19 protein-coding genes and 1 pseudogene are annotated in these 19,062 nt (G+C 42.9%); 3 read left to right on the top strand and 17 right to left on the bottom strand.

Features of this window, described 5'->3' with window-relative positions:
- Window positions 1-265: 265 nt before the first annotated feature.
- The gene (ptsP, locus tag ACX1DY_RS03960; RefSeq protein WP_458962909.1) at window positions 266-1,972 is read right to left on the bottom strand and encodes a phosphoenolpyruvate--protein phosphotransferase; all 1,707 of its coding nucleotides are present in this window, start codon (window positions 1,970-1,972) and stop codon (window positions 266-268) included.
- A complete protein-coding gene (locus ACX1DY_RS03955; protein WP_458962908.1) occupies window positions 1,965-2,240 on the bottom strand; it encodes an HPr family phosphocarrier protein in 276 nt (91 codons plus the stop codon). Before ACX1DY_RS03955 ends, ptsP begins: the two co-directional genes overlap by 8 nt.
- A 330-nt stretch (window positions 2,241-2,570) precedes the next feature.
- Here ACX1DY_RS03955 and ACX1DY_RS03950 point away from each other — a divergent pair, with 330 nt between their 5' ends.
- Window positions 2,571-3,911, top strand: a complete 1,341-nt coding sequence (locus ACX1DY_RS03950) for a DUF6271 family protein (RefSeq protein ID WP_458962907.1) — start codon at window positions 2,571-2,573, stop codon at window positions 3,909-3,911.
- Entirely contained in the window at window positions 3,896-5,152 is a 1,257-nt protein-coding gene (locus ACX1DY_RS03945; RefSeq protein WP_458962906.1) for a sugar efflux transporter, read from the top strand. Before ACX1DY_RS03950 ends, ACX1DY_RS03945 begins: the two co-directional genes overlap by 16 nt.
- A gap of 118 nt (window positions 5,153-5,270) precedes the next feature.
- On the opposite strand, the gene ACX1DY_RS03940 is transcribed toward ACX1DY_RS03945, so the two are convergent.
- Both ACX1DY_RS03940 and ACX1DY_RS03935 read right to left on the bottom strand, forming a co-directional pair.
- A complete protein-coding gene (locus ACX1DY_RS03940) occupies window positions 5,271-6,089 on the bottom strand; it encodes a patatin-like phospholipase family protein (protein WP_458962905.1) in 819 nt (272 codons plus the stop codon).
- A gap of 65 nt (window positions 6,090-6,154) precedes the next feature.
- Entirely contained in the window at window positions 6,155-6,832 is a 678-nt protein-coding gene (locus ACX1DY_RS03935) for an Lrp/AsnC family transcriptional regulator (RefSeq protein ID WP_458962904.1), read from the bottom strand.
- Window positions 6,833-7,041: 209 nt separating this feature from the next.
- On the opposite strand from ACX1DY_RS03935, the gene ACX1DY_RS03930 reads away from it, so the two are divergent.
- Entirely contained in the window at window positions 7,042-7,254 is a 213-nt protein-coding gene (locus tag ACX1DY_RS03930; protein WP_458962903.1) for a hypothetical protein, read from the top strand.
- Between the two features lie 76 nt (window positions 7,255-7,330).
- Here the strand turns inward: ACX1DY_RS03930 and ACX1DY_RS03925 are convergent, their stop codons facing one another.
- The 13 genes and pseudogenes from ACX1DY_RS03925 to ACX1DY_RS03865 all read right to left on the bottom strand — a co-directional run bounded on the left by ACX1DY_RS03925 (window position 7,331) and on the right by ACX1DY_RS03865 (window position 18,853).
- The gene (locus ACX1DY_RS03925) at window positions 7,331-8,146 is read right to left on the bottom strand and encodes a serine/threonine protein kinase (protein WP_458962902.1); all 816 of its coding nucleotides are present in this window, start codon (window positions 8,144-8,146) and stop codon (window positions 7,331-7,333) included.
- 85 nt (window positions 8,147-8,231) lie between these two features.
- Window positions 8,232-9,311 carry a hypothetical protein gene (locus tag ACX1DY_RS03920; protein WP_458962901.1) on the bottom strand — a complete coding sequence of 360 codons (1,080 nt, stop codon included), beginning with the start codon at window positions 9,309-9,311 and terminating at the stop codon, window positions 8,232-8,234.
- 42 nt (window positions 9,312-9,353) lie between these two features.
- Complete coding sequence (locus ACX1DY_RS03915) at window positions 9,354-11,138, bottom strand: ABC transporter ATP-binding protein (RefSeq protein ID WP_458962900.1); 1,785 nt, start codon at window positions 11,136-11,138, stop codon at window positions 9,354-9,356.
- Window positions 11,139-11,141: 3 nt separating this feature from the next.
- Window positions 11,142-12,944, bottom strand: a complete 1,803-nt coding sequence (locus ACX1DY_RS03910) for an ABC transporter ATP-binding protein (RefSeq protein ID WP_458962899.1) — start codon at window positions 12,942-12,944, stop codon at window positions 11,142-11,144.
- A 49-nt stretch (window positions 12,945-12,993) separates the two neighbouring features.
- Window positions 12,994-13,791, bottom strand: coding sequence for a hypothetical protein (locus tag ACX1DY_RS03905; protein ID WP_458962898.1), 798 nt, complete (start codon window positions 13,789-13,791; stop codon window positions 12,994-12,996).
- Between the two features lie 15 nt (window positions 13,792-13,806).
- Window positions 13,807-15,630, bottom strand: coding sequence for a DUF1611 domain-containing protein (locus ACX1DY_RS03900; RefSeq protein ID WP_458962897.1), 1,824 nt, complete (start codon window positions 15,628-15,630; stop codon window positions 13,807-13,809).
- Window positions 15,631-15,916: 286 nt separating this feature from the next.
- Window positions 15,917-16,159, bottom strand: coding sequence for a hypothetical protein (locus ACX1DY_RS03895; protein WP_458962896.1), 243 nt, complete (start codon window positions 16,157-16,159; stop codon window positions 15,917-15,919).
- 379 nt (window positions 16,160-16,538) lie between these two features.
- Window positions 16,539-16,703 (bottom strand): annotated as a pseudogene (locus tag ACX1DY_RS03890) (manganese catalase family protein); the annotation flags it as partial.
- Between the two features lie 20 nt (window positions 16,704-16,723).
- Window positions 16,724-17,143 carry an arsenate reductase (thioredoxin) gene (gene arsC / locus ACX1DY_RS03885; protein WP_458962895.1) on the bottom strand — a complete coding sequence of 140 codons (420 nt, stop codon included), beginning with the start codon at window positions 17,141-17,143 and terminating at the stop codon, window positions 16,724-16,726.
- A 36-nt stretch (window positions 17,144-17,179) separates the two neighbouring features.
- A complete protein-coding gene (locus ACX1DY_RS03880) occupies window positions 17,180-17,515 on the bottom strand; it encodes an ArsR/SmtB family transcription factor (protein WP_458963412.1) in 336 nt (111 codons plus the stop codon).
- A gap of 225 nt (window positions 17,516-17,740) precedes the next feature.
- Entirely contained in the window at window positions 17,741-18,310 is a 570-nt protein-coding gene (locus ACX1DY_RS03875) for a manganese catalase family protein (RefSeq protein ID WP_458962894.1), read from the bottom strand.
- Window positions 18,311-18,367: 57 nt separating this feature from the next.
- Window positions 18,368-18,634 carry a spore coat protein CotJB gene (locus tag ACX1DY_RS03870; protein ID WP_458962893.1) on the bottom strand — a complete coding sequence of 89 codons (267 nt, stop codon included), beginning with the start codon at window positions 18,632-18,634 and terminating at the stop codon, window positions 18,368-18,370.
- Window positions 18,635-18,637: 3 nt separating this feature from the next.
- Window positions 18,638-18,853, bottom strand: a complete 216-nt coding sequence (locus ACX1DY_RS03865; protein ID WP_458962892.1) for a spore coat associated protein CotJA — start codon at window positions 18,851-18,853, stop codon at window positions 18,638-18,640.
- Window positions 18,854-19,062: the final 209 nt, after the last annotated feature.

The raw sequence follows: 19,062 nt of genomic DNA, 5'->3' as shown, positions 1-19,062 counted from the left end.
GACGTAACTGCGGGGAATGTTTGGACTTCCGGCCGCTGCCCGTCTGCAGATTTCTTGAATTATACCGCTGTTCGCGGTGGAAATCCGCAGACAGCTTATGCTTACGATGCCAGCTTTCCTACGGAAAGCTCTTAGGCGGTCGCATTCGCTCCTCCAGTTCCAAACTTCCCCTCCGCACTTCTACCTTTTATATTTTTAAGTTCAGCTTATATAAGTAATTTGGAAAAAGTGAGTTCAAACGAAAAAAATGACAGCCCAATGACTACTAGATCGCTTGCACCAGCGCAGCTACTTCCTCAGCAGTGCCCAGCTGCAGTGCTTTGGCAGCAAGCTCTTTCATATCGGCAGCGGACAGCTTGGAAATCTGGCTGCGCGCCGGCAGAATGGAGGTTGCGCTCATGCTGAATTCGTCGAGGCCAAGGCCCAGCAGCAGCGGAATCGCGGTGGCGTCACCGGCCATCTCGCCGCACATTCCGGCCCACTTGCCCTCTGCGTGTGCTGCGTCAATTACGTTTTTAATTAGACGCAGGATTGCCGGATTGTATGGCTGGTACAAGTATGATACCTGCTCATTCATACGGTCGGCAGCCATCGTATATTGAATCAGATCGTTCGTGCCAATACTGAAGAAATCAACTTCCTTCGCAAATTGGTCTGCCAGCACGGCAGTAGAAGGAATCTCTACCATGATCCCGAGCTGAATCTGATCCGATACCTCCTTGCCTTCTTCACGCAGCTTCGCCTTCTCTTCCAGCAGCAAATCGCGGGCTGCACGGAATTCACCAAGAGTGGCAATCATCGGGAACATAATGCGAAGATCACCATGAACACTGGCTCTCAGCAAGGCGCGAAGCTGTGTACGGAAGATATCCTGGCGGTCCAGGCAAAGACGAATGGCACGGAAGCCGAGAAATGGATTCATTTCCTTCGGAAGCTCCAGATAAGGCAGCTCCTTGTCGCCGCCGATATCCAGGGTACGAACGACTACCGGTTTGCCGTTCATGTTCTCAAGCACTGTACGGTAGGCGTTATATTGGATTTCCTCAGACGGCAGCTTATCGCGGCCCATATAAAGGAACTCGGTACGGTAGAGGCCTACGCCTTCCCCGCCGTTCTCGATGACGCCTGTAACATCATTCGGCGTACCGATATTCGCCGCGAGCTCGACATGCTTGCCGTCAGCGGATACCGTAGGCTCCTCGCGCAGCTTCCGCCATTCAGCGATCTGCAGATTGTAAGCCTCCTGTTTACGGGTGTATTCGGCAACCTCAGCTTCACCCGGATTTATGAGAACGTCTCCACTCAGTCCGTCTACAATTACAAGATCTCCGGCTTTCACCTCAGACATCACATTTTTGGTGCCGACTACCGCCGGAATTTCCAGGGAACGGGCCATGATCGCCGAATGCGAGGTGCGTCCGCCAATGTTGGTCGTGAAGCCCTTTACATATTTGCGGTTGAGCTGCGCCGTATCCGATGGAGTCAAATCCTCGGCAATCACAATGACCTCTTCACTGATCTCCGCCGGACTTACGTAAGCAATCCCCAGCAGGTGGTTCAGCAATCGTTTGGTCACATCACGCATGTCGGCGGCGCGTTCCTGCAGATAGGTGTTTTTCATGTTCTCGAACATTGCGATGAACTGATTGGCGACCTCCTGCAAGGCATAATCCGCATTTACCGCTTCCTCACGGATTTTATCCATCACCGGACTGATCAGCTCGGGATCTTCCAGAATCAGCAGATGGGATTCAAAAATCTCCGCCTTCTTCTCGCCCAATTCTGCCAGCGTGCGTTCTTTAATCAGCTTAAGCTCGCCTTTGGAGGTCTCCAGAGCACGCTCCAGCTTGGCAACCTCAGCTTCCACATCACTCACGGAGGTCTTCGTGATAGTATAATCCGGATGCTTCAGGATGAACGCGCGGGCTACGGCAATGCCTGCGGAAGCCGCGATTCCTGAAATCTTACTCATGGAGCTCTCCCAGCCCTTCCTTAATCATTACATCCTCAAGTGCGCCAAGCGCTTCGGCTTCCTGGCCGCCTGCAGTAATCAGGGTCAGAGTATCGCCTGTTTCCAGTCCCAAAGACAATACGCCGAGAATGGACTTCAGAGTAACCTTCTTCCCCTTGGCTTCTGCAAAAGCCTCAGTGTCCTTGAATTTGGTGGCTGTATTAACCAGCGCTGTCGCTGGACGTGCATGAATTCCGTCTTCGTCGATAATTCTGAAAGTTTTTTGCATAATAATCTCTCACTCTCTTTCTGTTCGGTATGGGATAATATAAAATTTCTGCCGCAGGAAGCCTGAGTATTCCCTATTCCGTGCAGCCATTTCCGGCACTGTTATAATGCAAAAAAGGCAAAACCATACCCAAGAATAAAGGTAGTGGTTTTGCCTGATTTAACAGTAACAACCCGAAAATATTCACTTATATTTTATAACATAACTCTTGGGATTTAGCAAATCAAGTGGGGGGATTAACAGGGCAAACTATCAATTCCGTATTTTTTTCATATATGCTATAATCTTCCTGTTTCTAACCTATCTATTTTATAGGAGATGATCCATTTAATGTTTGCCATCCCAACCAATCGCCTGGTATTGCCTGCCGTCCAATCTGTAATCATTGAAATGACATCCATGCGGAAACGGGGAATTGATCCGGAAGAGTTAATTATTCTTGATAATGGCCCCTCTCAGGTGGTGGAGAGAAACAAAAGAGACCTTGAAGCGCTTCAGAAAACTACCCCGATTCGCATCATTCACCATGATATCAATGACCAATTAGAGTGGATTCGAGAACTGGCTGAGCATGGGCAATGGGATATTGCTGAATTAATCCGATTGCTCTATCCTCACCCGGAGGAAGTCGATTATGGCAAGGTTTTTAATATGCTTTATCTCGCTGCTGCCAGGTATGGACGCAAGGTCATTCATCGCAGAGATTCGGATTGCTATACTCCACTGGGCGATGAGAGCTTGTATCCGGTCTGGGGGGAGAATCAGTTTATCGGTAAAAAAGTATCCGAGGTGCTTCATATGGCGGATACCTGCGAGCGCCTTACCGATGAATTGTTAACCGAAGAAATCTGGATCGCAGGCAGCGATTATACCGGGGATTGGAACGTGAATCTTGAGCTGCTTCAGCAGCGTAACACACAAACGTTAAATGAATTTCTGACCCTCTTAAGCATTCCCGACGCCCGGATTCCGGCTTATATTGACGCAAAATACAGTGAAAACGAACTGCTCTTCCGTACACGCCCGTTACTGATAACCTGCGAGCAGCTTCCGGATATCCCTGAGATTGTCCCCAATTATCCTGAATGCGGAAATATAGCGATGATGGAGATTTTTAAGTGGATTCCCAATTTTATCGGCTCCCGCTGTATCGGATTCGATTACCACACTTTTATACTCGGCGCCCTGTTAAAAGTACCCGCAGTCTATCATACCAAGCGGATTATTCATGCCCATGATTACAGCCGCAAGCAGCAGGATGGGACATTGAACTATTGGAGAGGCATCGCAAAGCTGGCCGATTACAATTTGTTCATAACGGAATTCCGCAACAGCTATTTGCATCGGCTGGCCCCGCCTGAAGCGAACGGTTTTCACCTTCTCCGGGATACCGGACCCTCCGCACTAGTGAATTTGCTATCCGAATGCCTGATGAGCCTAGACAGAACAACAAGATTAGGTTTGGTTCACGACCTCGCACATAAAATCCTCCTGCCCTCTGGCCTGGCTGAATATCGCTTGGTTGCTGAAGAGCTGGAACGCGGTGCAAGCCGTCTGATTGATGAGCTGGATGATGATTATAGAAGAAGCATTAAGCTGCAAAAGATCTGGAGAGAGTTAATCCTTCTTTCTGAGCGGATGGGAAGCGAATCCAGATGCAAAGTGTATTGAATAAAATACTGGACTATTCGGCGGAAGCGAGGAGCATCCCGGCATACTTGCCTGCCTTGGCATGCACTTTTCTTATGGGAGTCGGGTTCTCATTGACTATGACATTCATGCCCTTGTTCGGAATGCAGGAAATTGGAATGAGCTCATGGAGGCTGGGAATATTTTTGACCGTCTCGTCTATGTTCGAGGTGGGGGTGTCCAGTTGGATCGGCAGGTTATCTGACAGACGGCTTAGCCGAAAAACCATAATACTGGCAGCATCGGCAGCAGCTATTATTGGCTATTCTCTTTTTGCTATACTTGAGAACTATTACGTACTGCTGATCGTATCCATTACATTCATTGCCCTGGCGACCTCTGTTTTCCCGCAAATCTTCGCCTATGTAAGGGATGCAGCCACAACGGTGAACAAGGATGCTTCCATCGCAATATCTCTGCAAAGAACTTTATTTTCCTTGTCGTGGGTAGTAGGCCCCCTGCTTGCCCCGTTGTTGATCAGGAAGCGGGATTATAGCCCGTTATTCCTATTTGTTGCGGGTCTTTATGCTGTAATAGCGATAATTGCATTTGTGTATCTTGCCAGCTATAATCGCCCTGCCGCAACTGATATCGACCGCGCTTCGGCACGGACAAAGAGTAATTATCAAACGGGACGCTGGCTGCTGTGGATCTCCATCTCGGCCTTCATGATTTTCGAGACCAGTAATGCTATGTCAGGAATCGCCTTGCCTTTGCTTACCACGGCTAATCTTCACGCTGCAGATCAAACCGTCGGCTGGCTGGTTGGACTGAACGCTCTGCTGCAAATCCCGTTTATGCTTGGATTCGGCCTATTGGCTAACCGGTACGGCAATTCGTTGATCATGAAAACAGCAGGCGTGTTTGGCATTCTTTATTTTGTTCTGTCGGCAAGCGTAGATTCAGCCTGGACGCTGGCAGCCTGCCAAATTCTGAATGCTGCCTTCGTATCCATTATACTTGGCGTCGGGCTTAACTATTGCCAGGAGCTGATCCCTGAATCCCCTGGAACCGCGACAACGCTGTATTCCAATGCTACAACCATCGGACTTATGCTCGGCGGTTTAATGGCAGGAAGTATTGGGGAGTGGATGGGGAACAGGGCGATCTTTATCGCCTGTGCCGCCTTGGCCGGCCTTGGACTTGCGCTGATTAACAGCACAGGCTTCCTAAGTAATATGAAAGCTCCTATGAAGAAAGCGGAAACGTTACCCAATAACTAACCTCTTGAAAAGCCAGCAGCCTCGTGAGTGGCTGCTGGTTCACGTTCGTTGCCAATACCCCCAGATTACATTCAACTTTTAATCCCAAGAAACCCAAGAACCCGGTATACTACTGCCTTTAGCCTCTCTCCGCTCCTCTAATCAGATGGTTTTCTTTTGCTATACGGATTTGCCGCTCAAGCTCTTCAATGCTTTGTTCCGCAGCTTCCTCTCCCGCCTTGATGCATTCCTGTGATTTGGTAAAGTCAAAAGCTGCGAAAGTTCCAACGTCGGGCCGGATCACAAAGTCTGCCAGCCTCAGACTGGCATGCTTACGTTCCGCCGTCATCAGGCTGTATGAGCGGTACACCACTTCGACCATATTGCGCGGCGGCTTGTTCTCATGTTCTCTCGCCACATCCACGGCAATAACAAAGCAAGTATCCCTGGCCAGCGCTTCCTCCACTGGCAAATTGTTCAATACCCCACCGTCTACCAGCATTTGTTCTCCCTCCATCAGCGGCGCAAAAACTCCCGGAAACGCGGTGGTGGCTCTGAGGACAGTGCCGAGATCCCCTTGATCCAGCACCACCTGCTTTCCTGTCATCAGATCAACCGCGATGGCTCTGAACTCAATTGGAAATTGTTCGATCGGCAAGCCGTATTTGCCATGCCTGCGCAGCAATTCGTTGATCGTATTATGAACTGCATTGCCGGCAAGCAAGCCGCGGTGGCGAATACCAACATCGAGCAGCCGGTATTTGGGTGTACTGAGCAGCAATTGCTCAATATCTCCAGCGGAGACACCTGCTGCGTACAAGCCCCCGATAGCCCCGCCCATACTTGTGCCCACAATGCGGTCTATCCGGATTCCATGCCGCTCAATAGCCTTCAACACACCGATATGCGCCAGTCCCCTGACGGCTCCGCCGCCCAGAACAAGTCCTGTTTTCCCCATAATCCACTCCACTCCCACTCATTAAACACAAAAGACCCAAAAACTAACGAAAAGCAAAAGCTCTCTCAAGCTAAAGCTTCGTGCAGCATATTTGACAACAATCGTTGCTCCTGATTGGACAACTGGTCCATGATACGCAGAAATTCGGATACCAGCTCTGTGAACTCGTTGCCAAGCTCGTCATTGATCGTTTGAATGATAGTGCCGAGAACCGTCCCCACAAACATCAGGGTTCTATTCTCGCTGCTCGGTGTTTTGCTTACCACCAGGCGGATCAACGTTTCAGTTTTACCGCCAAGCTTCTTCACATAAACAAGCAGCAGGCCAAGAATATAGCCGCAAAACTCAATGCTGGATGCCTTGGAAGGGATTTCGTTCATCATTCTTCGGATCAGATCGTTCACACTGCCGCTCTTTACGCTCTGCAGCAGCTTGTGGATATGGGCCACCGTCTGCTCCCAGTCCGCCGGATTAAAGGAATCGTTCCGGTTCTGCTTGAACAGCTCGGACGCCTTGACCGTGGGCGAGAACACTACCTGCGAACGGCCGGTTTCCTTGGAATTCACTTCATAGCTCCGTGTTACAAAGCCGAGCTTTTCGATTTCCTTCAGCATGTCATAGGCAGTCCATTTGCTGACTCCCAATGAACGGGCCAATGTCTCATAATGAATAGGCAAGCGGGTGTGCTGATACAGCTCCACCAGTTGTCCCAACAATTGCAGCCTTCGCTTCGTAAGCGCCATTGATGTTCACCTCAAGAGTTTTTGGGTTTTTTGTGTATATATTATCATTAGCATTTCCGCCCGTCAACTCGCTCCGAAGCTGTGGTTGGTAAATTGGGCTTACACTGCCGCTGAAATCACGAAACCCGCAGGTATGGATAGCGTACTAAAGGGTAATTAAAGAATAAGGCCGTGCTAATACGGCTTAATCTAACTAAGGAGGAAACAGGATGTTCAAAAAAATTCTCGGCAAAGTACTTCACTCCGTAGAGCACTCCCGCCATGAAGGGCATCACAGATATTCAAGCAGCCATAAAGGGAGGCCTGTATATAGCAGACATTCCAGCAGCAGCCACGGATACAAGCGCTACTCGTCTTCGGACTCCCGCCACGGGGGAAACGGACATAAATATTATAAAAATCGCTACGGCAGCTCAAGCTGATCCTTGCTTGGTCACCCTGCACGAAGTAAAAGGCGTCCTTCAGCCTTTGGCTGAAGACGCCCTTTTTATGCAGAAATCACCGCAAACGCTCATATAAAACCTCAGCCTCATGGACAAAAAAAGCCGTATCTGAATAGGGCTCCTGCTCTCCTAAAAGCCGAGAGAGGATTTGCAGCATTTCAGGCGACAAATTGAGCTCTTCCCGCCAGCTCCGCTCCGCTTTTTCCGGCTCAGGCCGGTAACTTGAATACAGCATGAACAGCATTAATTGTCCAATGTCATACAAATCCGAAGCGATAACAGGCGGCATCCGTTCCGGTATCTCCTCAGCCTTCGGCTTCCGCCGCTCAAGCACCGTTTCCGCCTCCCCGATCCGCCTCGCCAAGCCGAAATCAATTAAGTACAAGTCTTCATTCCGGAGGATCACATTAGGAATCCGCAGATCAAGGTGAACATATCCGCACGAATGGACATGGGCTACCAGTTCCATCAGTCTCAAGGTCGTGGCCAGGCACTCCCGCTCACCGTAGACAATGTGCTCGTCAAAGATCAAATCCTCCAGCGTCTTTCCCTCAATATAATCGGTTACCAGCCAGTTAGAGCCCTTGTACTCAAAATAATCGCGGCACGTTGGAATGTTGGGATGATTCATTGACCGTAAGATATTACATTCCTTGCCAAGCATAGCCCGGCCTACCGCCTTCTTGCTAGGTCTGGACTGCTTGACGGCTAGAAGAGCTCCATCCCTAGAGTCGCAGCACCGGTAAGTAAGCCCGTAGCTCCCTTCCCCGAGCAGGGATTCTACCTTATACCGTTCGCCGATTCGCGCTCCTTCCGGGAGCGGATAATCCTGCCAGGCCCGCAGGAACCTGCGCCACCTTTCAAATGCCATTGCTTTTTCTCCCCCTCCGTTCTCCATAAGCGTATAGGATGCTATGTCGAAATTCAACAGCGGAAGGAGGCTAGTAACTATGTGCTTAATGTCCTAAATTTAACTTCATATAATTTAAAATGCTTTTTGATAATTGCGAAAGGATATTATACTCTAACTCCTCAGCTTTTTTTAGATAAACATTAGCTCTTTCAATTATTTTCTTATCTTGTTTTCGAAAAAACTTTGAATATAATGCAACTCCAGTTTCCAATAAATCGTAAAGGTCTCTTAAATCTTTTAAAAACATCTCATCAAATTCTATAAGCAGTGATTCTACTAAGTAGTTAACCCGATATATAAGCCCTCGTTTGTTTTCTAGTATCCTTCTCATGCCCTTTTCAATATTAAGTATCCTAAATGGCTTGAAATATTCCTGAATATCATTACTGACAAGAATATCCGTAAGGTTTTGGTAATAAGCTTTATAGATGGCTATTCCATTCCAACGATAGTAACTTGAATCACGAGATATACTCTCAACACCATTCAAATAATGAATAAAGGTATCATATAAAATATTTAACCGTAACTGTCTATTGTAATTATTTTTAATTTCAAAAGTGGAAGCAGGTTCGCCTACCCTAGACAGAAAAAGTAACCATGAATCCACATGTTTATCTTTTGATATTATTTCTATAGCAGTGTGAAACGATTGCTCAAGGTCAGAAAATTTTAAACTTCCCAAACCCCATTTGTTATTTACATTCTCCAAAAAATATAATAGTTCAGTTTTTTCATCATAACCAACAAACAAAGTTCCATGTACAGAGTCTATTTTTCTTTCGTTATGATACTTTTTGAAAAACTTTTGATTAAGTGTTAATAATACATATTTATTATCTTTAAGAGCTTTGATTGTAGTGTCCAAAATTGTATTTTCTTCAAGGATAATTCTCGTAGTTGATAAAACTTCATCAAAGACAAATTCGTACTCAGTTGGACTGGACGAACCTAATTCATAATAACTACATTCAAAATGCTCATCTACCTGTAATCCAATAAAACGTTCAATAAACCAGGGTATTAATGCTTCATCGGATAAAATCATGCTCAATTTATAATAATCAAAACAGTTGATATTCATGTCTACATTGAGATTAACAGGCAAAATAGATTTTGTCATTGTATGGCCTCCTACTTTTTAGTAGATTATCTGACGTAAAAGCTATTGATAATATTGAGCTTGGGCTTTCCACATAGAACTGTACTCCCTTTGATCCAGCAACAGTTGATGATGAGGTCCATACTCCACTAATTCTCCATTGTTAAACACAGCGATTTTATCACAGAACTTACAAGCAGATAAGCGATGAGAAATATAAATAACAGTGTGATGTGCCGTCAGGAAATTAAAGTTGCTGTACATTTCAAATTCTGCAAAAGGGTCCAATGCAGCCGTAGGCTCGTCCAGAATAAGTATAGGAGACTTTTTTAGTAAGGCTCTGGCGATAGCTATTTTCTGACTTTCCCCCCCGGAAAAATCAGTTCCTTCTTCATCAAATATTTTAAATACCTGTGTGTTGAGTCCTTTTTCCAACCCTTTCATTTTTTCTTCTAATCCTACTTGCTTTAGCATTTCATCCATTTCTTTTTCTGATGTCCCTGTATCCTTCAAATTTAAATTCTCTTTTATAGAAAATGAAAATAACTTGTAATCCTGAAAGACAACGCTTAAGGTTTTCATGTATTCATCATATTGATATGTTTGAATTGGTCTTCCATTAAGCAGAATTTCACCTTGATCCGGTTCATACAAACGGCAGAGCAGTTTAATAAAAGTCGTTTTACCCGCCCCATTTTGACCTACTACGGCTAATTTTTCACCGTTTTTTATCGTCAACGACACATTTTTTAGAGAATAATGTTCGTTCCCGGAGTATTTAAAAAACACATTGCGAAACTCAATCTCTACACCCGCTAGTTTCCCAATATCCATCTTCCCGTTTCTCATCGTAGCTTTAAGACTCTCGAATTGTCTGAATACCTCAATATATTTACACATTTGCCGAAACTCAACATAGGAACTCATCGCCATAGACAATTGTGAAGAAAAACTATTAGCTGCGGAAATATACATAACAAAATCACCAATTTGGATTTTCCCCGTAGCTACTTTCACAACCATATAGGCGTAGATAATGACCATTTGCAATTGAAGATTAATACTTGCTAATCCCTTATATCTACCTACCATTTCGTATAGTCCTCCAAATCCATGAACACTCTCCTTATGGTATGCATCCACTTTATTTAACAAATAAGGAGCCATCTCAAACAAGCGCACATCTTTAGCCATTGAAAAATCAACGGATAACTTGGAATAATATCCAAATTTACGGTTTAGAGGTGCTAACAGTTTATGAAAATCGAACTGGGCCTTTTGTGATTTTTTAAAGACAAACGTATTAAGTATAATCATCGCAATAATCAACACGATGATTCCAATGTTTAACGTAGAGATTAAGGCTGTTAGTCCCAAAAGAGACAACGTTGTTTGAAGTAAAGATTTCATGCTATCCAACATTTTACGTATGACATCCTGCTGCCGAATCGGGGCAAGCGCCTGTTCTTTAAGATCCAATACCTTGGAATTCTCTAAACTCTCATAATCCAGATTCATAATATGCTTTCCAATGTGAAGCTCTAACCCATCCAAAATCAACAAGTTGGACAGTTCAATCTTTTGATTGAGGTAACTCTGAATGAATCCAAAAGCAGCATTGCCAGCAACCAGTATACCAATCCAGAGGATAATTTGGGCTTCACGACCGGCTCCCGTCAATTCATTAATCATATATTTTGGAACGATGATGTTTAAAAAAGGGAGTAACGAGCTACATAAAGATGTTAAAAACATCAAAGGGATATACGATTTTGACATGGAATGTACCAGTTTCCAAAAGTAAATGGTCACACTCCACTCCTTCTTCAAAGCAGGGAATGGATTCATAGGTTAAGTTTCACTCCCCTTATAATATTGTGCTTGAATATGATACATTTGATTGTACTTTCCATTTCGTTCTATCAACTCATTATGAGTACCCACTTCGGCAATTTTCCCTTGTTCCATATACAGTATCTGGTCACAGAACCGTGTACTGGATAACCGATGGGAAATATATAATGCTGTTTTGTCTCCAATCATTTCATTAAATCTTGTATACAGACTGAATTCGGCTAGGGCATCAACGGCTGCAGTAGGCTCATCCAGTACAATCAATTCTCCGTTCTTATAAAGTGCCCTTGCCAACATCATTCTTTGATTTTCTCCCCCAGAGAACTCAACACCCTCATCATCCAAAAACTTTTGCATGGGAGTGAGAATGCCAGATTTCAGTGAGGCAACCTTATGGCTCAGTCCCGCTTTTTCAAGACTGTCATTAATTCTCAAAAAATCTGACTCCCTTGGTTCTTTCAAAGAAATATTCTCTGCCAGTGAGAAGGCAAGAACACGAATTTCTTGAAATACCGTAGACCATAACTTCCAGTATTCCTTTTTAGCGAAACGCTTGATATTGATTCCATTCAACGTAATCTCTCCACTATCGGGTTCGTACAACCTACATATCAACTTGATAAATGTTGTCTTCCCTGCGCCGTTGTGACCCACGATAGCAAGTCGCTGATGAGGAGGTATGATGAAGGATAATTTATTAAACACTGGTTGGCTACTGCCCGGGTAGGCAAAGGAGACCTCTTTAAATTCTATTGTATAGGGGCCTTTTGGGAGTGGAAGCGTGGCTTCCTCATGTTGCTCATCTTGCTGTACTTCTAAAAAATTGCGTAGTTCCTCTATGTATAAATTCTGTGTACGCAGATGGGCTAAATCTTTCATAACTCCCTGAAGAACGCTTGAAAACCCAGTGACAGCAGTAGTGTACATAACAAAATCACCTATGGTTATACTCTGGCGAATATAACTATAAGCTAAATAACTATATACAAATCCCTCACGGACCAAACGGATCAAGATATCCAAGGATTCGCTCTGAAGATAAGATTTGCTGATAGCAGACTGTATTTTCAGTCTATTTTTAACAGTTGTACTATACAGGGAAACCAATGTATTGGAAAAAGAATTAATCCGAATCTCCTTACCAAAAGCAAAGTCTTGCATAATATCCGAATAATACTTTCTCTTCCGCTCCAATTCTGAAAGTTTTTGTTCATGTTCATACTCATGGCGCTTGGCGCGAAGGGAGAACCCATAAGAACACCCGGTGCTAACAATAATAAAAATAATAACGCTTATATTTAATCTCCCAATTACAGCTATATAACCGGTAAAAGAAAGAAATCCTGCCAAACATGCAAATAGTGTATGAAAGAGTCCCTGAAATCCGTTTTGCACACTTTGTAGAGAACGTTTTGCCTGCTCCATCTGATTAAGATATGAAGGATCCTCCGTTTTTTTGAAATCTACATTCATGTTTTGTGCAGTGTGAGCGTGTATCTGTTTAAAAACGACTTTCATCAAGTGGGTTAAACCTAAGTTTTGTAGGTAGCCAGTAAAATAGCCAATGATAGTAAATAATATAAACATCAGTGAAATTAAGAAGATAAACTGCTGAGGTCTTTGCTGTCCTGTCAATTCATCTATAATAAATTTAGGAAACAGAATTAAAAGGAAGGGCTGCAAAGCAGTAAGCAACATAACTGTAGAATAATAAATAATGGAACGTTTACTGTAAGTCCAAGATGTGGAGAGAACGTAACAAATGCTAGGCCAAATAGTGGTTACGGATTTTGTTCTCATTATGGCAAGTTCTCCTTATCTGAACGTATCTTCACGAATTGAGCAATGATTACAATGAATCATATGGATCTGTAAATTCCACAAATGAAACCTTTATTTTAGATAATTCATTCTTGTTTACGATCTTTATATTTTGATCGTATGGCAGCAATAAATTTAAAGAGTCATTTTCTACTGTTATGGAAGCAGGAGGGCATACTGGCATCTCATAAGTGTAGTACAAAAACTCCTTCTTCCTTAACTTGGTATACTTATCAAAATAGTTAATAAAGTAATCAAGTGAGCTTGTTTTTAAGCAGCCACCGGTAATATACGTTGTTCTAACAAAATCTTTTTTCTCACCTGTCTCAACCGGGATAAATGGGGCATAGCAACCTAACTGTGCGTACAAATCTATAAAATAATAATTTTCATTTATGTAAATATAGTTAATAACATGGCCCCCACCAGAATTAGATATAATACACAAATTACCTATATTAGAATAATAATTTGAAAGAATAGTATAAAAGATCGAAGCCAAAGATGCGCAAGACCCACTGTTATCTCTAAGCGCCTTGTATCCAGTTTCATGAATTTCCCATTCATCGTTACCAACCATTTTGTATACATGTTCTTGAAGATTTTCTGTAAAACAATTAGTCTGAATATATTGAATGAGTTCATATGGATTACTAATCAGATCCCCAATTTCTTCAGGATCTTTATTACAAAATTTAGTTTCCATATCCTGTTTAGTATATCTCGTCTTCCCAAGCGCACTAATCGGCACCCAATATATTTCTGGAAAGATAGGCGTTTCAAAGAAAATATCGTCTCTTAAGTTTAACGTATAATAATCACTCAAGGACCTTCCACCTGCCTAAGTAAAATATTCTACAATCAACTCATAAATACTCGAAATTTCACTAATCTCCTTCGATGAAAAGACAGGAATTTTCAAATTGCTACAATAATATTTCTTAACTTTAAGTAGATCTTCTGATTCCAATTCATTTGGCGTTCCCTTGAAGTGATTCCACCCGTTCTTGTAAAAGAATGGGTAAACCACTAAGCAAATTACCTTTGTCGGTACTACGTTTTCTATTGTCTGAATCGTTCTCTTAATATAATCTAGTTCATCGTTCGGATTGATACAGAGAACAACTCCATCTGGAAGCAAACCCATTAAAAAATCTAATTGTTTTACCGCAAGATTACCTAAATGATTGAAAGATCGAGCCACAGTAGCAGACTGAGAGCCTGCAATAATCAGATCTGGATTTTTCTTGTCCATTTTACTCAAGGATTCATTAACTAAATTTATAAATTCATATTGATTGAGTTGATTCTCACTATTAAAACCAAAAGGAATTGTTTCATCCATACCATATAAAATTCCTGTCGGTTCAGTTGACAGTTGGGAAACTTTATAGCCATTCTTTAAAAATAAACTTCTAAGAAATAATTGTAGTGTGAATTTCCCTTGCTTACTTGAAGTTCCAAAAACACCTAAAATTGGTGTATTGATTTTATGCAATTTACCATGCTTTTTTTTCAAAACATTTTTATTTTTCCTACTAACCAAAGCCGTTGGAGTTCCAAGAGAAATTCCCTCTCGCTTAAAATTCCCATAAAAATTATTTAGACCAATTGAATCTAATGAAAATACATTTATTTTGTGTAATAAACAGTCATTCAGCAATTTTTCTTTTATTTTTTTACCGGATATGTTTTCCAAGTCAGTCAAGTGTCCAATAATTAACGTATCTATATTTTCAAAACGGATATTATCAATATTATCTATAATATACTCATACTTCCCATCCAGGCTTTTTATTTTCCTACCTAAATCTCCTATATATTTGCTACTACACACTTGCTCTATTTGAAATGGCAAAAGATCAGAAAAGTGAATTAGATTTGTAATTTCTTTATTATATGGAAACACTGCAGCTTTTTTGATGGTTTGATATTCACTACATTCAATTGCCCCACTTTGAACTTCTTCATCGTATCCTTCAAAAGAAGGAAGTGTCGTCACTTGCTGCAAATATGCAAGAGACTTGCTTTGACTTATTTCACATTTCTCCCTTAGGTATAGAGAAAGATAACCTGTGACATAAGCTGCTGATATACTGTTCCCCTGTCTAATTGAAGTCTTTTTATCTATCCAAGCTACTCTGTGTATTCCTCCTTTAGAGTACACATCAACCACTTCATCCTTAGGCAGAAAAAAATCACTCGCTCTTACACAGTATTGAGCAGCTTCCACCCCTATTACAAAATCAAAGGCGGCGGGGTAAGATATACCTCCAGAGTTATCGAAAGCTGATATGATAACATTTCCATTCAGATGTAACTTGTAGCAGACATCAAACAATTCTTCATTAAAATAACTAACACCCAAGCTCATATGTATAATTGATGCCTTGTAATCCTTATTTAAAATATACTTAAGTGCTTCTAACAAAACTTCTTCATTAGCTACTAGCTCGTAGTCAAAAATTTTTAGTATGTGTAGATCAGCTTTACTATTAATTGAATGTATGATGCTAGTAACTGCTGTGCCATGGCCTAATCTATCATCAATACTTCCTCGCATTGATTCATTGCAAAAGTTGAAACCGGCTGTAATATTAACATTCCGAAAATTAGGATGAGTAATATCAACTCCACTGTCGATGATAACTACCTTATTCTTCATTCTAAATCCCCTTTAAAAGTTGATCGTATAATACACCGAAATATTCCATGAACCATTTTATTTTTTATTTCAAAAAAAAATCAATTAGAAGTTAAATCCACTGATGCCTTTGTCACTGATACCTTCGTCAAACGCAAACACTTGATTTATAGAGCAAACATTTTTCATTCCAGGTTTTTTTAGTTTCTGCTTCAAACCACTCCCTCCTTTCACAAAAAATTATTAATAGATCCATGATTTTCCGCAAAAAATACTATGATTATTTCGGTGTATTATACGATCAATATTAAACATCTACTTGTTCAACAAGTTGCCGTAGCATTTCCATTACATCATTGCAATTCTCAAATCTTCCAGAAGTTAGAAGCTCATCAGGTATTTCAATTTCAAAATTGACCTCTAGTTCAACTATGAAAGATATCAGCATTATTGAATCTTCAATTTCGATGGTGAAATTTTCTTCATCTTCGTTAATAATGCAGCCTATATTGTTTAGGCAACTGATTATCCTCTCTCTAATATTAGCCACCCCCTATAACTCTTAATTTTCATTAAAATATATTATTTTCTAATTAGAGCGTTTCTTGTATATATCTTATCAATACAATTATTTGGAAACTATATGAATAAATTAGTTTTAATAGTATTATTTTAGGTGATATATAAACTGATACTAATAAAACACTAACAGGTACATATAGGAGCTCTTTTGGTGATTCATGCATCATTCTATCCAACTACTTATCACCCTCACCCATTCCAGTCTGCTTCCGGAGTAATAAGAGTAGGAGAATACCATTGGGCACAGATGTAACAATGTTCATTCGACAAATAAAGAACCGCAGATTTGTTAATTCTGCGGCTCTCTTTTTCCATCAAGCTATATAATTGTTTCGTGTCACTTTCCTTCAGAACACCTTCTTCTGTTCCCTATCCTCAATAATAATCTGCACCGACTCCTTAAACCGTAGCGTATGAATTATCTCCCGCTCCCGCAGGAACTTCAGGCTATCATGCAGATCCACATCATCTGTCATGTCGATCAGCCACTGGTATGTAGCCTGGGCCTGCTCTAAGCCACAATATAATTTTTTTATTCCCCAGTTTCTGCAAATTGCTTGATCCGTTCGCCTACTTGATCCCGTACCCTCTGGAATACTGCCCATTTCTCTTCTTCTGTACCCTGCGCTTTGGCCGGATCGTCGAAGCCCCAATGTTCCCGCTGAACCTTCGGTGGTGTAACCGGGCATTTGTCCGCAGCATCTCCACACAATGTCACAACTAAGTCCGCATTATTCAAAAGCTCCGGGTCAATAATATCTGACGTTTGTCCTGAGATATCAATATCAACTTCAGCCATCGCTTGCACTGCTTTTGGATTCAGGCCATGAGCTTCGATACCAGCACTGTATACATTCCAGTTATCGTTTAGATATTTCTTCGCCCAGCCTTCCGCCATCTGGCTACGGCAAGAGTTACCTGTGCACAGAAAGTATAGTGTTTTCTTGTCCATGTTTTCATAATCCCCTTTATATTAAAGACTCTTGGATTAATGCAATACTTCGCAGCATACCGTCACCGGCGTTTTATTGAGCATTGCCAGAATCGTGGGAGTATCCGGCGTAAACTGAAGTATGGCCTGGATATGGGGCTTGTCCTCAACGTTAAGAGAATAATGGACCCATTGCCCTTTCTTCTGCTCCTTGACGATTCCTTTGCTTCTTAATCTCCGCAGATGCTGGCTGATTGCAGGCTGTGAGATGTCAAAAATCTCAACAAATTCACACACGCACCATTCCCGTTCCTTTAGTAGAGACAGCATCAAAAGACGTGTTCTATCCCCTAACAGCTTTAGGTCATCAGCGAATTCGGTCATATCTTCTATAACATCGGTTTCGTCCATGCCAGTCCCTCCATCCCCAGATACATAAGTACATACTTATATACTAAAGCAGGCGCTTAGGAATGACAACCCTCAAGATCGCTGACACATTAGGTACAGATGTCACAACAGTCACCCGGCAGGTTGGTGAAGACCGAATAAAGAGCCGCAGATTTATTGATTCTGCGGCTCTCTTCAAGCTATATAATTGCTTCGTATTGCTTTCTCTCAGAACACCTTCTTCTGATCCCTATCCTCAATAATAATCTGTACCGACTCCTTAAACCGCAGTGCATGAATAATTTCCCGCTCCCGCAGGAACTTGAGACTATCCTGCAGATCCACGTCATCCGTCATGTCGATCAGCCACTGGTATGTAGCCCGGGCCTTTTCTTCGGCGGCAATGTCCTCGTACAGGTCAGCGAGCGGATCGCCTTTGGCCGCGATATAAGTCGTAGTAAACGGCACGCCGGCTGCATTATTGTAGAAAAGAGCATGATCCCGCGTCGCATAGTTCGGGCCGAGTCCGGCGGCTTCGAGTTCGCTGATCGAGGCGTCTTTTGTTAATTTATATATCATTGTAGCAATCATTTCCAAATGAGCAAATTCCTCTGTCGAAATATCCGTTAACACTCCTATTACTTTATCTGGTATTGCGTACCGCTGGTTCATATAGCGCAGTGCTGCGGCCAGTTCTCCGTCCGCGCCGCCGTACTGCTCCATTAGATAGCGCGCCATCCGCACGTCGCATTTGCTGACACGTACCGGATATTGCAGCTTTTTCTCATATATCCACATTCGGGCACACCCCTTCTAAAAGTTTGTCAGCATACTCTCCATGTATAGCTCAGCAGTCTACACCTGCCAAGGCCACGGAGTCTGGTTCCATTCCCAGGGGCATTTGGAGTAAGCGCGGCCGAAGTTCTGCAGTGGACCATACAGCTCCTGGAACTGGTTCGCCAGCCGGGTGCGCTCTTGCGTGAGTTGGTTGAACTGCTCTATGGCCTTTAGATCCTCAGGATGAGTATTCAAATACAGGTTCAGCTCCACCAGGGCAAAGTCGAGGGTTTGCAGTTGCTCCAGCATCTCATAGTAACGGGGCTCGCAAGCTTTTGCTTCCATAGACTACTTGCCTCCTTTGCTCTTCGATTCATACGGGCTAAACAGCGCAGGCCAGAGCGTCCCCGCTCTCAAGGCTTCGGGCAACGTAAACTGCGGCAGATTGGGCGGCTGAAAATTAATGAACTGATTTGGCGGCACAACAAAAGTTTTACACGGCACCGGCGGGCATGGGTCGAACGGTCCCCTGAACGGTATCCATACACGTTCCTCAGGATTCATGTTTTTTCCTCCTTGTATCATTGTAGATTCATAACGGAATGAACACAGTACTCTGTAACTAAGTCTATGATCTGCGCCCAGTCCGTAGACCAATGGAAGCCCATCTCCCCGCAAACCGCAGCAGCAAGCATACTCTTCTCCAGAGCAAAAAAACGCCCCAAGAACCTATACGGCCTTGGGACGCTCCACTCCATCAATTTATCTCTTTT

It is taken from the genome of Paenibacillus sp. BAC0078 (genome assembly GCF_054483875.1).
Note: the sequence above shows the minus strand (reverse complement) of the source record. Positions and strands in the feature narration are given on the sequence as shown.

What these genes read in the sequence shown, in the direction of transcription:
- ACX1DY_RS03950 (WP_458962907.1), top strand. Translation starts at nt 2,571, where the DNA reads ATGTTTGCCATCCCAACCAATCGCCTGGTATTGCCTGCCGTCCAATCT.
- ACX1DY_RS03955 (WP_458962908.1), bottom strand. Translation starts at nt 2,240, where the DNA reads ATGCAAAAAACTTTCAGAATTATCGACGAAGACGGAATTCATGCACGT.
- ACX1DY_RS03940 (WP_458962905.1), bottom strand. Translation starts at nt 6,089, where the DNA reads ATGGGGAAAACAGGACTTGTTCTGGGCGGCGGAGCCGTCAGGGGACTG.
- ACX1DY_RS03875 (WP_458962894.1), bottom strand. Translation starts at nt 18,310, where the DNA reads ATGTGGATATATGAGAAAAAGCTGCAATATCCGGTACGTGTCAGCAAA.
- ACX1DY_RS03925 (WP_458962902.1), bottom strand. Translation starts at nt 8,146, where the DNA reads ATGGCATTTGAAAGGTGGCGCAGGTTCCTGCGGGCCTGGCAGGATTAT.
- ACX1DY_RS03920 (WP_458962901.1), bottom strand. Translation starts at nt 9,311, where the DNA reads ATGACAAAATCTATTTTGCCTGTTAATCTCAATGTAGACATGAATATC.
- ACX1DY_RS03945 (WP_458962906.1), top strand. Translation starts at nt 3,896, where the DNA reads ATGCAAAGTGTATTGAATAAAATACTGGACTATTCGGCGGAAGCGAGG.
- ACX1DY_RS03935 (WP_458962904.1), bottom strand. Translation starts at nt 6,832, where the DNA reads ATGGCGCTTACGAAGCGAAGGCTGCAATTGTTGGGACAACTGGTGGAG.
- arsC (WP_458962895.1), bottom strand. Translation starts at nt 17,143, where the DNA reads ATGGACAAGAAAACACTATACTTTCTGTGCACAGGTAACTCTTGCCGT.
- ACX1DY_RS03915 (WP_458962900.1), bottom strand. Translation starts at nt 11,138, where the DNA reads ATGAATCCATTCCCTGCTTTGAAGAAGGAGTGGAGTGTGACCATTTAC.
- ACX1DY_RS03900 (WP_458962897.1), bottom strand. Translation starts at nt 15,630, where the DNA reads ATGAAGAATAAGGTAGTTATCATCGACAGTGGAGTTGATATTACTCAT.
- ptsP (WP_458962909.1), bottom strand. Translation starts at nt 1,972, where the DNA reads ATGAGTAAGATTTCAGGAATCGCGGCTTCCGCAGGCATTGCCGTAGCC.
- ACX1DY_RS03870 (WP_458962893.1), bottom strand. Translation starts at nt 18,634, where the DNA reads ATGGAAGCAAAAGCTTGCGAGCCCCGTTACTATGAGATGCTGGAGCAA.
- ACX1DY_RS03910 (WP_458962899.1), bottom strand. Translation starts at nt 12,944, where the DNA reads ATGAGAACAAAATCCGTAACCACTATTTGGCCTAGCATTTGTTACGTT.
- ACX1DY_RS03865 (WP_458962892.1), bottom strand. Translation starts at nt 18,853, where the DNA reads ATGAATCCTGAGGAACGTGTATGGATACCGTTCAGGGGACCGTTCGAC.
- ACX1DY_RS03930 (WP_458962903.1), top strand. Translation starts at nt 7,042, where the DNA reads ATGTTCAAAAAAATTCTCGGCAAAGTACTTCACTCCGTAGAGCACTCC.